We start from the raw sequence: 13583 nt of genomic DNA, 5'->3' as shown, positions 1-13583 counted from the left end.
GCAATTCCAGAAAGGATGGAGACCGATATGGAAATGCATGATCTGTGTGCAATTGCAGCCTGTGAAACGCGCTGCGTGCTCGCAACAGCAATCAAGGTAGAGGGTCATGCCTACCGTAAGCAGGGAGTCTCTATGCTGTTGACCGAGGATGGCCAAATGTATGGCAGTATCAGTCCGGGATGCCTGGAGAGTGACCTTCAGGCCCGGGTGAGCCGTGTGCTGGATACGAAGCAGATGGAATTCGCGGAATACGACATGCGTCCCGAGGATGATCTGTCCTGGGGTGAGGCGATTGGCTGCGGCGGACTCGTTATTGTGTTGCTTGAACCTGTATGTGGTAAACTCCGATCTACTTTGCAGGAAATGCATGAGTGTTTGCAATCCGGGGCTGCAACAGCGTTAACCCGAACGTTCCAAGATGATTATACGAGGGTGGAATATGATTGGAAACGGACTGAGCCTGCGGACACGAGGCACGAGCCAATCTTGCGCCCTTCGCTTGTGCTTCGTCATGATCGCGTGGCGAAGCATAATTTAGGGCCAATGCAGGCTGAAGAACAGCTCAGCAGAGGGAATACTAAGCATGAACATTTGGCTGTAACACCACATTCTCCCGACATACCTCGCCTTACACTCGTGCCTGAAGTGGTACCAACTACGTCAAACGGATCTTATTCTTCCCATCTGTCCACTGATTCACAATATATCTCTGAGTCTGACATACCGACAACCGATGCGGTTTCAAAAAATCCCTGGGGCCTCCCGCAGCAACTTACTTCGCTGTACGCTCCTAAACCTCGCCTGATTATCATCGGAGCCGGGAATGATGTTATTCCTGTTGCCAGACTTAGCCGATCGGCAGGATTTCGTGTTGTGGTAGCGGATTGGCGAGAGTCCTTATGCACCTCGGAACGATTCCCTGAAGCTGAGCTAGTAGTGGGATTCCCGCGTGAGATTATGCCTCTGTTAGACGTGAACAAAGGGGATTATTTGATTTTAATGAGTCACAATTTCCCCCGCGAACGTGAACTGTTGGAGATGTTAGTGGACTCTGAGTATGCGTATCTTGGCATCATGGGTTCGAAAACACGAACGGCCCGCCTCCTAGATGGTTTACCATCCTTGAAACATATTCATTCTCCCGTCGGCTTGAGTATCGGGGCAGACGGTCCAGAAGAGATTGCCATCAGTATTGCAGCTGAATTGATCGCATGCAAACATAAGGTTTCTTCCTTGAGTTCTGAGGTACAGAAGGGGAGCGTTGCACATGCGAATGACGGGCATTGTTCTGGCGGCAGGTAAGAGTCTTCGCCTTGGTCGGGATAAACTCTCGGTTGTCATGCCTGACGGGAGGTCCCTGGCTGCATGGTCACTGGAAGCTGCGCTGGATTCGGATCTGGAACAAGTGGTCTGTGTGGTCAAACCGGAAGATTCGTTGGCATGGTTGCCAGTAAAATGGTTTGATTCTGCCACATATACGTATCATCCTACAGCCAGACTTCGAATTGTAGTCTGTGCTGACTATGCCAGTGGTATGGCCAATTCTCTCCATTCTGGCGTATTGTCAGCCCTGGAGTATAAACCGGAGGGCATCCTCATGCTGCTGGGGGATCAGCCTTTATTACAAGCACAGGATATCAATCGTGTGACTGCAGCACTGGCTAGCCACAAGCTATGTGACTATGTCGCAGCTACCGACGGAGAGGGGGGAAAGCCACCCGTCGCTTTTCGCTCCCATATGTTCGGGCCGCTGTTGTCTCTGCATGGAGATGAGGGGGCGCGCAAGATTATGCGCAGTGCCAACTATTCAGGTATACATGTACCTTTGCCTGAGAAGCGTTTCTGGGATGCGGATACGGAACCGGAATTGGAACGCATTTTGAATGATGTATTTGAATCGAATAAGAAAGACTCATGAATAGGAGAAGATGAATAATTATGTTTAATTTAATGACATGAACAGGTCAGCCAGGCATTCTGGTTGGCCTGTTTGCCTTCTTTTATCATGTGATGAATGAAAGTTTGTGTTAGCTTTCGATAGATCATGATGCATCAAGCACAATTAGAACACGGGATTTATACATTTATCCAAAACGATGTAAAGGTAATTGACGTTGTTGCTGAACTCTCATATGATTTGAAGAATTAATTTGGATCAGACGGTTGAATTGGCGTGATGAGGACACGCATGGGCAGTGTGCCAGTGATGTCATCAATAGCGTTGGGCTAATCACATCCTGCTCATGGAAGAGAGAGAAAGGGGATGCAGCGATGGTAATACCGGCATACGGTTCTGGAGCCATGCCATCGGTATGGCAGCCTGAGAATCTGCAAGAACTGCAAACGTTGAGAAGTAGAATGAAGGGAATATGTTGTTACACGGCAGGCGGAACATTACTGCGAACCCAGTGGGAGGGCGGCTTGGTTCCTGCTCCTGAACACATGATTAGCCTGGCTCGTATTCCTGAAATGAGCGGTATATCAAGTCAGGGAGATGAGATGGTCATTGGCGCAATGACCCGATTAAAGGAATGTGCAACAGAAGCCTTGCTGCATCAACTACCCATCCTGCAAGAAGCGGTGAATGCAATTGCTGCTCCTTCCATTCGCAATGTGGCAACCATTGGCGGGAATATTGTATCCGGAGTAGGAGATACGTTGCCTGCTTTGCTTGTATATGATGCGGAGCTGCACTGGTTGACTGACAACGGCATTGAGATCCGCAGTGTGTCATCCTGGCTTCGAGGTGGATGGGATGGAAGTCGGAATCCAGGTGATGTGTTGATTTCCATTCATATTCCGATGAGACCGTCATCTATGTTCGATGTGGTGGGTGAGCACATACCTGCTACACGAGCAGTTTCCTTTTACCGCAAGCTGTGTCGACGGGAGACGTTCAGTGCATCGCTGGTGACGGTTGCGTTGTATGGAGAGATGGACTCGGATAATTGCTGGACCAAGATTGCGATTGCAGCTGGTGGGGGCTCAGGCATGGCGATGCGACTTCTGGAGTCTGAACAACAGCTTCTTCGTGGCAAAGCTTCTGTAATGCAAGCGGCGACTCTCGCAGCTGCTGTAGCTAGTGAATTTACGACGTATGGCGATGCATTTGCAACAGAATATTATCGCAAGCAGACCGCGGGCAACATGCTTGGCGCCGGGCTATGGGAAGCACTTCACGAATAGAAGAATTCGATCAAACAAAGGGGGAGAGGGATCATGCTGCTGAATCGGGAACAGAGCGGGAAACGCTGGCACCTGCGGCCAGATGGGGCACCCAAAGTAACTGGCCAGCTTCAATATCTGACGGATATGACGCTACCTGACATGATTCATGGCAGAGTATTGCGAAGCGAATATCCTCATGCTCGCCTATTGTCTATAGATACTTCGGAAGCTGAGGCGTTGGAAGGTGTGTACGCGGTCCTGACTTCCAAAGATGTGCCTGGTCTGAATCGTTTTGGCATTGCGACCCCGGACCAGCCTGTGTTCTGTGAGGATATCGTGCGTTATGTCGGTGACGCCATTGCAGCGGTTGCTGCGGATTCTCCGGAACGTGCGGCCCTCGCACTGGACGCGATCCGGGTAGTGTATGAAGAACTTACGCCACTGGATAGTACAGATGCTGCATTGGCTCCCGGCGCACCAGAGTTGCATGAGCATGGTCCAGGTAATGTGCTGCATCGCACGGAAATCAAACGTGGAGACGCCGAGGAAGCCTTTGTGACATGTGATCATATCGTGAAAGAGACGTATTATACGCCTCGCCAGATGCATGCATACATGGAGACAGAAGGTGGCCTGTTTGTCCCGGACGAAGAGGGGCGGCTGAATGTGTACGCGGCAACGCAACATGGCTATAAAGACCGAATGCAGCTTGCGCGCATCATTGGCTGTCCTGAAGAAGATATCCGGGTGGTGTCTTCACCGATTGGTGGTTCATTTGGCGGAAAAGATGAACTAAACGTACAGCCTTATGGTGCATTGCTGGCCTTGAGATGCGGACGTCCTGTGAAAATGCATAATTCACGCAAAGAATCCGTCCGTGCAGGACTGAAGCGGCATCCGATGAAAATTGAAATGCAGACCGGCATGAGTCGAGAAGGCATCATACAGGCGCATCGAGTCCGTATTACAGCGGATACCGGAGCGTATGCCACACTTGGTGCACCCGTGCTGAACTTCTGTACCGAGCATTGCCTTGGACCATACGCCATTCCGAATGTGGATGTGGAAGGCGTATCTGTATACACGAATAATGGGCTGTCAGGTGAGTTTCGCGGATTTGGCGGGAACCAGGCGATTTTTGCCATGGAAGGTCAGATGGATCGGCTGGCAGCAATCATGAACATGGACCCTTGGGAATTCCGCAGACGCAATATGAGGGAAAAGAATGATCCCGGGCCGCTAAACCAACGGATTCTGGTCACAGATGGACTGTCCCAAGTATGGGAGGCATTGGATCGTTCCGAATTATGGAAAAAACATCAAAGTCCCCCGGCAGATCCTTCTCTGCCGCCCTGGATCAAACGTGGTGTTGGAGCAGCCATCGCGATGCACGGTGCAGGGCTCGGTTACGGTATTCCGGACCCTGCGGGAGGGCGTCTGTCCCTGAATAACGAAGGCAAGATTGAGGTGGCGTTCAGCTACGAGGAATTTGGGCAGGGGCTCGTTGCAACGCTGGAAATTATGCTATGTGATCTGTTCCAATGCAGTACGTCGGATCTCAGTATCATCATTGGAGACACGGATCGTGTGCCACACAGCGGGTCAAGTACTGCTTCGCGTTCAACAACCATGGCCTGGATGGCTCTGCAGCGGTTGCAGACTCCGTTTCGTTCCCGTGTTCTCACTGTCGCGTCTGAAATGTCGGGCATTCCGGCGGAGCAACTGGTGACAGGACCTGGCGGTGTATGGCGTAAAGACCAGCTTCCTGGTGAAACTCCTGAAGTGGAAACAGCTGGGCAAGGGGAAGGAACGAGCGAGAAGGAGAAAATGCAGGCGCTGAAGGGAGTAGATCAAGATTCTGAAGCTGGGTTCGATTCTGTAGCAAAAGAAGGAGTTCGCTCATGTGCTGTGGTTTCGTATGCGGAGCTTGTCATGCAGGGCGATGCCGATGAATGGATTTTCGATACAAAGTTTGATTACCCAACTACACCGGACAACGTGGTAGGTGGTCATTATTTGTATACGTACGCGGCTGTTGCGGCAGAGGTGGAAGTGAATACCTTGACCGGCGAAACCAAGCTGCTGGATACACGCCATGTTGTGGCGGCAGGCCCGATTATCAACCCTATGGGCTTCATTGGACAGATTGAAGGCGGCAGTGTCATGGCCCTTGGATTTACGTTGAGCGAGGATGCGGTCATGCAGGACAGCCGCTATGTAACCACGAATCTTGACACCTACCTGATCCCAACCATTCAGGATATCCATACAAATCTGGAGGTTGAGGCTATTGAAGATTTGCCCGAGGGTGATTCATTCGGCCCGAGAGGCATCGGTGAGATTGGTTCCGTAGCGCTTGCGCCGGCCATTACAGCCGCAATTCATCAGGCGACAGGCGTATGGGTTAACCGTCTTCCTGTACCGAGGGAACAACTGGTCAGACCTTTAAATGTACCTTTGCAGGAAGGAGTGAGTCCATCATGAGTAAACCACTTGAAAACAACTGGACAGCCGTTGTGAATGGTGAACAGAAACATCTGGAGATCGCCCAAACGACCCGACTTGTCGACGTGCTCCGGACTCATTTACAGCTGACGGGTACCAAAGTATCCTGCGAAGTTGGTCGCTGTGGTGCATGTATGGTGCTGATCGATGGGGAGCCCGTGAATTCCTGTCTCATGATGGCTTATCAATGTGAAGGCAGTGACATCACGACCATTGAAGGCCTGCACGGCGAAGAGAACGGCACTCTGCATCCGATTCAACAGGCTTTTGTGGAGGAAGGTGGTTTCCAGTGTGGGTACTGTACTCCCGGCATGGTGATCTCCACTAAAGCATTGCTGGATGCACATCCAGAGCCGTCACAAGAACAGATTGAAGCAGGACTGTGTGGGAACCTGTGTCGATGTACGGGATACGGGGGCATTATTCGTGCGGTACGCAAGGCAGGAGAACGTTGTTCACTAACGGAAATATCTGCCGAGGAAACCGCAAGTTGAGCCCGAGATATAGACCGAAGACATAAGTAAGGGCAATTATAGAAAGTACTTGAAAAGCATCCGAACCGGAATGCTTTTTTTGTTTTTATCAGGGTTTCTGCCAAACAAACAATAAATGATGTGTCTAAGTTCCATAGCCGATTTTGTGAGATTATGAACCGTTTTCGTCAAAAACCATAAGTCCACTGAAATTAGAGAAAAAGTGTTTAAAGTACTGGTATAAAAGAAGTTTTAACATTTACATTCACCATATATTTACAAATATTGATGCACATGCTATGTTTACTATGAAAGCGCAATCATGAATGGGTTCATTGACATTTCATTATCATATTTCACTTGGGAAGGAAGATGGAATTGATGAAAAATTTGCTCAAAAAGGCAACCGCAATGATGCTGGCATTGGCCCTACTGCTTGGATTAATGACAGCGCCCGTTCATGCAGACACCCCACTGTTCACCATCGAAAGCGAAAATGCGCAGCTCACCCCGGATCTTCAAGTGGTTACTTCAATCTATGGACAACCCAAGCCCGGATTCTCGGGGGATGGATTTGTCTGGATGCAGAACTCTGGCACATTAACCTTCACAGTTACTGTCCCGGAAACCGGCATGTACGCGATCTCCACTCGATATATGCAGGAGCTCAGTGCCGATGGAAGGTCACAAAATTTAAATGTGAATGGTGTTACCAAGGGGGCGTATATGCTGCCTTACACAACAACGTGGTCGAATTTTGATTTTGGTTTTCATAAGCTGAACCAGGGTACCAACACGATTGAGCTAAAGGCTGGTTGGGGCTTCGCTTATTTTGACACCTTCACAGTGGATCATGCTGATCTGGATCCCCTGAATGTGCAACCAGTTCTCACTGATCCTGAAGCTACACCGGAAACTCAAATTTTGATGAATTATTTAACGGAGGTATACGGAAACAACATTATTTCTGGTCAGCAAGAAATCTACGGAGGAGGGAATGACGGAGATACAGAGCTTGAATTCGAGTGGATTCATGATCTTACTGGAAAGTATCCGGCTATCCGCGGTTTTGATTTGATGAACTATAATCCGTTGTATGGTTGGGAGGACGGTACAACCGATCGTATGATTGATTGGGTGAATAACCGTGAAGGCATTGCAACAGCTTCCTGGCATATCAATGTACCTCGTAATTTCAATACGTATGAGCTCGGGGACTTTGTGGATTGGAAAGAGGCTACCTACAAACCAACAGAAACGAATTTTAATACAGCGAATGCGGTAATTCCCGGTACGAAAGAGTATCAATACGTGATGATGACTATCGAGGATCTGGCAGAACAATTGCTGATTTTGCAAGATAACAACGTGCCGGTTCTGTTCCGTCCATATCATGAAGCAGAAGGCAACGGCGGGCTGAACGGGGAAGGTGCATGGTTCTGGTGGGCTTCGGCAGGCGCAGAAGTGTACAAAGAGCTATGGGATCTGCTGTATACCGAACTTACCGAGACGTATGGCTTGCACAATCTGATCTGGACCTACAACAGTTATGTATACAGTACTTCTCCTGCCTGGTATCCGGGCGATGATCAGGTAGATCTCGTTGGATACGATAAATACAATACGATCTACAACCGTTATGACGGTTTGTCTGGCGTACCGAATGAGGATGCGATTACCTCGATATTCTATAAGCTTGTTGAGTTGACGAACGGTACGAAAATGGTAGCCATGACGGAGAACGATACTATTCCAAGTGTGAAGAATCTGACCGAAGAGAAATCAGGATGGCTGTACTTCTGCCCTTGGTATGGCGAGCATCTGATGAGTTCTGCGTTCAATTACCCGGCAACCTTGAAAACGCTTTATCAAAGCGATTATGTCATTACTTTAGATGAGCTGCCGAATCTAAAAGTTAACAATCCTAACCCCAGTGCATCCATCACACCTGTAAACGTTGAATTTGACAAATACACACCCAATCAAAGCGACAAAGCCGTAACCGTTAATGCGAATGGCAATACGTTGACTGCTCTCCGGGCAGGCAATAATGCATTGACCGCAACGACGGACTATACTTTGAACGGAAGCACATTGCTGCTGAAAAAAGCTTATCTGGCGACATTGCCAGTTGGCGAGCATTCGATTGTTCTGGATTTTAATCAAGGCCAGGACCCTGTGTTAAAAGTCAAAATTGTGGATTCAACACCGGGGACGAATGCTGTGATTTCTCCTGTGAATGCAACATTTGATAAAGCGACGAATCCCGCGCAGGATATTAACGTCTCTCTCACCCTAAATGGCCGTCAGCTTACAAGCATCACGAAGGGGAATGCTACGCTTGTAACAGGTCAGAATTATACAGCGTCCAGCTCTGCTGTTGTTCTGAACAACTCCTACCTTGCTACACTGCCGCTGGGCCAGAACGTATTAACCTTTCACTTTAATGGAGGGAATAACGCTGAACTTACATTGAATGTAGTAGATAGCACGGTTACTGTACCTGCCGGGGATTTGACGATCCAAGCGTTTAACGGCAATACGAGTGCATCCACCAACGGCGTCTCACCCAAGTTCAAATTGGTCAACTCAGGCAATTCGGCTATTCCGTTAAGTGATGTAAAACTCCGGTATTACTATACCATTGACGGGGAGGAAGCTCAGAGTTTCTGGTCCGACTGGGCCAGTATGGGTAGTGGGAATGTAACGAGTCAATTCGTTAAACTTGCGACTCCAGTAGCCGGAGCCGATCATTATCTGGAAGTGGGCTTTACAAGTGCTGCGGGGACGCTGAATGCAGGCCAGAGCGCAGAGATTCAAGCTCGTTTTTCCAAAAACAATTGGTCGAATTACACCCAGACTAACGATTACTCGTTTAAGGCATCTGGCAGTCAGTTCGCAAACCATGATAAGGTCACCGGGTATGTGAATGGTCAGCTGATATGGGGAATTGAGCCGTAAAGGTAGAAAGAACGTTTAGTGAGCTGGATCAGGGTTGAAACCTCTGATCCAGCTTTTTATTGTGTAGACGGTGTACACTCGTTAGATCGAATGTTCTTTCTCATGCTCAGTGCTCGACGATGTATCCATGTCTGTTAATATGCGATCTATTTTCTTTTTCGTATGGCCCATGATGAACTGAAGGAGAAGACCTGCAAAACATACGGTTAGCAACGTTCCAATCCCGATCGGTCCACTGAGCAGAAAGGCCAGAATCAAAAATACAAGGTAAATGAATGTTCTCGATATAAATAAAGGAGTTCGAGTGAGTTCATGCAGGATTAATGTTAAGCGGTCAATCGGAATGGGTGCGAAATTAGTCTGTAAGTAGATTGCTGTGCCGATACTGATGATCACTAAACCAATGACAAAAGTCATTAATTTGGTGTACCAAACTTCGGGCGTAATCAAGAAATCAGATACATAAAGCCAGATATCAATCCCGACACCTGTAATGAATGCGGTGATGAGACCCAGAAGTTCGGGTTTTTGCTGCTTCAACAGTGAATTGCATCCGATTAACAGGAAAGCAAGGATGACTTCCCAGCTTCCTACACTTAGGCCTACATGTTGTGACAACCCTACCAGCAGTGCGTCAAACGGTGAAGTACCCAGTTCAGATTGAATGGTAAGGGAAATACCAAGCGTTAAGATTAGAATACCTGCGACAAAAAGAACATATTTCAATTCATTCAACCTCTTCTTCTATATTATGTTGCAAATACAACAAAATTGAGTTAAATTCAATGTAATACTTTTTTATTGCATTTGCAACAAATGATTAACTTGATAAAGGAATGTGATTATAGATGACGATTCGTATAGGGATATGTACCATCGAACAGGTGTGTGAACTGCAGGAGATTAGTTATGAGACGTTTAATGAAACGTTTAAAGCGCAAAATTCGCCTGAAAATATGAATGCTTATCTGAACAAGGCGTTTAATCGGGAACAATTAGAGAGTGAGCTATCCATGGCGGATTCACAATTTCTTTTTATTTATGTCGACAATCAAGTTGCTGGTTATATGAAGGTGAATATCAATGATGCTCAATCTGAGAAGATGGGGGAGGAATCCCTTGAGATCGAGCGGGTATACATCAAGAAAGCGTTCCAAAAACATGGGCTTGGTAAGGTGATGCTCCATAAAGCCATAGAGATGGCAACTGAACATCACAAGACGAATATTTGGTTAGGCGTGTGGGAGAAAAATGAAAATGCCATCGCATTTTATGAAAAGATGGGGTTTGTTCAGACCGGAGCCCATGCTTTTGTTATGGGAGATGAGGAACAAATTGATTTGATAATGACCAAAACGATATTGTAACGGGTTCATCGAGGGAAAAGCCTGGGGAGAAAAAATGCTAAATGCAGAATTCTTTCGGGCTTTTTTATCTTTTGCTAGAACCGTTGAATAATAAAATGAAGAAATTGAAGGAAAAACATACATAATAAATATTATGTAAACTTATTATTTTCGATGACCTTCATAAGCTGCATCTATGGCATTTGTAAGAGCTAAAGGTCTGATTAATACATAAATGACATCCAAATTTAGCTTGATAACATTGAAGGAAGCAGGTTGATCTCGGCACATATCATTACAATTTATTAGTGTATTTCCGCGTTTGCCGAGCCTACCGAAAATCGTTTTCGCTCGTAGTCAGTCGGAGACCTTTACGTTCTTAATATTCACCATAAAAGTTGTATATACCCTATGTTAACAGACTTATTAGGTGTGAAATGAATACTCAAAATCACTAAATTGAACAATATGGATTTTTGTGAGGTAAGTGGGAATTAAGATTAATATTTCAGTTGAGAAATTAGCTAAATTGGATTCCTAAAACCATCCGAAAAAAGCTACAAAATCAACTTGATTATAAATTGGAAAAACAAGGGAAAAATCGCGAAAAAGGCGCTGCTACGCTGATTTTAGATCAATTTCATATGGATTTGCGATGGATTTAGTACCGCTTTCACGTTATGCTTTTGGAAACTGGAAAGGAAGTGGGAAAAATGGAACGCGAACTGGCGTTGGAAATTGTCAGAGTAACAGAATTGGCTGCGTTAGCTTCAGCACCCTGGATGGGGCGAGGCGACAAGAACAGTGCAGATGAAGCGGCTACTTTGGCCATGCGCGCCATGTTCGATTCCGTGTCTATTCGCGGCACGGTGGTAATCGGTGAAGGAGAAATGGATGAAGCACCCATGTTGTACATCGGCGAGGAAGTGGGCAACGCTGAGGGCCCTGAGGTTGACGTGGCTGTAGACCCGCTTGAAGGTACAGAAATCGTGGCCAAAGGACTGAACAACGCTCTATCGGTTATTGCAGTGGCGGGAAAAGGTAACCTGCTCCACGCACCGGACATGTACATGGAGAAACTGGCGGTAGGTCCTGCGCTTGTAGGCAAGGTCAGCATTGAAGACCCAGTTGAAGTTACGCTGGAGAAAGCTGCTGCCGCATTGAACAAAAACATCTCGGATCTGACAGTGATGATTCTGGATCGTGTACGACATGAAAGCACAATCAAGACGCTGCGCAAGGTTGGCGTAAGAATTAAGTTCCTCAGTGACGGCGATGTTGCTGGGGCGATGGCACCGGCCTTCCCGGAGGCGGGTATCGATCTCTATGTCGGATCAGGAGGAGCACCAGAAGGTGTGCTGGCTGCAGCTGCCTTGTCTTGCCTCGGAGGTGAGATTCAAGGACGCCTGATGCCAGCCAACGCGGACGAATTCCAGCGCTGCCTGCAGATGGGAATCGACAATCCTTACAAAGTGTTAACGATGCAGGATATGATTGGAACAGAGGATGTCATTTTTGCCGCAACAGGTGTGACGCCAGGCGAGATTCTGGGAGGGGTAAGGTATCTGGCGGATGATCGGGCTGAGACCGATTCGATAGTTATGCGGGCCAAAACCAAAACGATTCGTTTCATTCGTTCTCAACATTTCCTGCCTAACAAAGAAGTGCTGCATAAAGTAAGACAACTCCAATCCACGCCAGAACCTTCGGATCGTATTCCGAGTCATGTCAAAACGATGGAACAGGCTGAGTTTAGCCAATCATCCGTTGATCATGGCGTAACAACGACGTTGTAAACTGTTCTCATTAGTAATGGACCATATAGCATCACTATCATCGGTGTAGTGAGTCGGACAAATAACCTTGAGCCCCTAAGGTAACAGTGGGCATAAATTCAATAAAAGTACCATCTCTGGCAAGTTAATAATGAGGGCTTGGGGTTAAACCAAGCCCTCATTATTTTTATGTTAAAAGCATTGACAACGGTTACATGGCATGAGAAAATGTACGCGCGTACATAAATTTTTAACCATTATATTATTATTGATGAGCTAGAAGGGGGTGAAGTTAGTGGCATCTCGTAGAGAAGTGGCTGATCTTGCGGGTGTTTCCGAGGCAACGGTATCCCGGGTGCTTAATGGGGTAGGACCTATTAAAGAAGAGACGCGGCGCAAGGTCCTTGAAGCTTCGGAACAGTTAGGCTATGTGCCCAGCGCACTTGCTCGCAGTTTTGCCAGAAGTAAGAGCGGTAACCTTGGCGTGGTGTTGCCTTATGTTCCGAAGGCGCACCTGTTCTCGGCGTATTTTTTCTCGGAAATGCTGAGTGGGATTGGCAGCAAAGCGAGAGACAATGGCATGGACCTGTTGGTTATGTTCCGGACACCGGGAGAGGTGATGAATTATACGGATCTGTTTCGGCGGCAGAAAGTGGATGCTTGCATCATCCTCGGTGCCAGAGATGATCACGAAGAACTGGCAGCCATACAGCAGCTTCACCAGGAAGGTCACCCATTCTGTGTCATGAATCAGCACTTTGAGGGCCAATCGTTCACGGAGGTGGATGCGGATCATGTGGAAGGTAGCAGGCTCGCCATACGTCATTTGACGGATCAAGGATATAGCCAAATTGCTTTTCTCAATGGTCCGGATAGCTATTCTAACAGCCAGGAGCGCATGGAAGGTGTCCGTCTAGGTCTGCAAGAAGCAGGGATGGAGCTGGACCCGAGCCTATTGCTTGAGGGAAATTATAGCAGAAGAAGCGGTATTGAGGCGGCAGCGATTGTAGCAGATCGGTTACATGAGATCGACGCTGTATTCGCAGCCAATGACCGGATGGCTATTGGAGTCATGCATGGTTTGCGTGAGCGAGGAATAGGGCCTGCGGATTTTCCGGCATTTGTCGGTTATGACGACTCCGATGCGGCCGAGATGGCGGTTCCGCCGCTGAGCAGCGTCAGGGTTCCATTTTTTGAAATGGGCGAGCTTGCTGCATCGAAGCTTATGCATGGATCAGCGGGTGGAACGACTGAAGCGAATAACTCTGTTGTAGCTGAAACCGAGTCAGCAAGAGCGTTATTGCCTACTGAACTGATCATCCGTGCTTCTTCTATTCGTCAATAGTTAAATGGTG

Annotated in this window: 10 protein-coding genes; 9 read left to right on the top strand and 1 reads right to left on the bottom strand. The window is 47.6% G+C overall.

What is annotated here, in order from left to right; all coding sequences use genetic code 11:
* The first annotated feature begins 27 nt into the window (after nt 1-27).
* The 6 genes from WFI24_RS02510 (at nt 28) to WFI24_RS02485 (ending at nt 9107) form a co-directional block, all read left to right on the top strand.
* A complete protein-coding gene (locus tag WFI24_RS02510) occupies nt 28-1302 on the top strand; it encodes an XdhC family protein (protein WP_336758491.1) in 1275 nt (424 codons plus the stop codon).
* Nucleotides 1268-1918, top strand: coding sequence for a nucleotidyltransferase family protein (locus tag WFI24_RS02505; protein WP_336758490.1), 651 nt, complete (start codon nt 1268-1270; stop codon nt 1916-1918). The genes WFI24_RS02510 and WFI24_RS02505 overlap by 35 nt, the downstream gene beginning before the upstream one ends.
* 353 nt (nt 1919-2271) lie before the next feature.
* Nucleotides 2272-3186: an FAD binding domain-containing protein gene (locus WFI24_RS02500; protein WP_336758488.1), complete on the top strand. Its 915-nt coding sequence runs from the start codon at nt 2272-2274 to the stop codon at nt 3184-3186.
* 33 nt (nt 3187-3219) lie between these two features.
* Nucleotides 3220-5652 carry a molybdopterin cofactor-binding domain-containing protein gene (locus WFI24_RS02495; RefSeq protein ID WP_336758487.1) on the top strand — a complete coding sequence of 811 codons (2433 nt, stop codon included), beginning with the start codon at nt 3220-3222 and terminating at the stop codon, nt 5650-5652.
* Nucleotides 5649-6167 carry a (2Fe-2S)-binding protein gene (locus tag WFI24_RS02490; RefSeq protein ID WP_336758486.1) on the top strand — a complete coding sequence of 173 codons (519 nt, stop codon included), beginning with the start codon at nt 5649-5651 and terminating at the stop codon, nt 6165-6167. Before WFI24_RS02495 ends, WFI24_RS02490 begins: the two co-directional genes overlap by 4 nt.
* 360 nt (nt 6168-6527) lie before the next feature.
* Nucleotides 6528-9107: a glycosyl hydrolase gene (locus tag WFI24_RS02485; RefSeq protein WP_336758485.1), complete on the top strand. Its 2580-nt coding sequence runs from the start codon at nt 6528-6530 to the stop codon at nt 9105-9107.
* An 81-nt stretch (nt 9108-9188) separates the two neighbouring features.
* Here the strand turns inward: WFI24_RS02485 and WFI24_RS02480 are convergent, their stop codons facing one another.
* Entirely contained in the window at nt 9189-9833 is a 645-nt protein-coding gene (locus tag WFI24_RS02480) for a YczE/YyaS/YitT family protein (RefSeq protein ID WP_336758483.1), read from the bottom strand.
* Between the two features lie 122 nt (nt 9834-9955).
* On the opposite strand from WFI24_RS02480, the gene WFI24_RS02475 reads away from it, so the two are divergent.
* The 3 genes from WFI24_RS02475 to WFI24_RS02465 all read left to right on the top strand — a co-directional run bounded on the left by WFI24_RS02475 (nt 9956) and on the right by WFI24_RS02465 (nt 13573).
* Complete coding sequence (locus WFI24_RS02475) at nt 9956-10474, top strand: GNAT family N-acetyltransferase (RefSeq protein WP_336758482.1); 519 nt, start codon at nt 9956-9958, stop codon at nt 10472-10474.
* 692 nt (nt 10475-11166) lie between these two features.
* Nucleotides 11167-12249 carry a class II fructose-bisphosphatase gene (glpX, locus tag WFI24_RS02470; RefSeq protein ID WP_145321886.1) on the top strand — a complete coding sequence of 361 codons (1083 nt, stop codon included), beginning with the start codon at nt 11167-11169 and terminating at the stop codon, nt 12247-12249.
* 274 nt (nt 12250-12523) lie between these two features.
* Nucleotides 12524-13573, top strand: a complete 1050-nt coding sequence (locus WFI24_RS02465; protein ID WP_442956181.1) for a LacI family DNA-binding transcriptional regulator — start codon at nt 12524-12526, stop codon at nt 13571-13573.
* The last annotated feature ends 10 nt before the right edge of the window (nt 13574-13583 follow it).

The organism is Paenibacillus sp. USHLN196, from assembly GCF_037144955.1.
GTDB lineage: Bacteria > Bacillota > Bacilli > Paenibacillales > Paenibacillaceae > Paenibacillus > Paenibacillus xylanexedens_C.
Note: the sequence above shows the minus strand (reverse complement) of the source record. Positions and strands in the feature narration are given on the sequence as shown.

Bases quoted from the DNA above. Each gene is read 5' to 3' on its own strand.
- WFI24_RS02485 (WP_336758485.1), top strand. From the start codon at position 6,528: ATGAAAAATTTGCTCAAAAAGGCAACCGCAATGATGCTGGCATTGGCC.
- WFI24_RS02495 (WP_336758487.1), top strand. From the start codon at position 3,220: ATGCTGCTGAATCGGGAACAGAGCGGGAAACGCTGGCACCTGCGGCCA.
- WFI24_RS02510 (WP_336758491.1), top strand. From the start codon at position 28: ATGGAAATGCATGATCTGTGTGCAATTGCAGCCTGTGAAACGCGCTGC.
- WFI24_RS02490 (WP_336758486.1), top strand. From the start codon at position 5,649: ATGAGTAAACCACTTGAAAACAACTGGACAGCCGTTGTGAATGGTGAA.
- WFI24_RS02475 (WP_336758482.1), top strand. From the start codon at position 9,956: ATGACGATTCGTATAGGGATATGTACCATCGAACAGGTGTGTGAACTG.
- glpX (WP_145321886.1), top strand. From the start codon at position 11,167: ATGGAACGCGAACTGGCGTTGGAAATTGTCAGAGTAACAGAATTGGCT.
- WFI24_RS02500 (WP_336758488.1), top strand. From the start codon at position 2,272: ATGGTAATACCGGCATACGGTTCTGGAGCCATGCCATCGGTATGGCAG.
- WFI24_RS02505 (WP_336758490.1), top strand. From the start codon at position 1,268: ATGCGAATGACGGGCATTGTTCTGGCGGCAGGTAAGAGTCTTCGCCTT.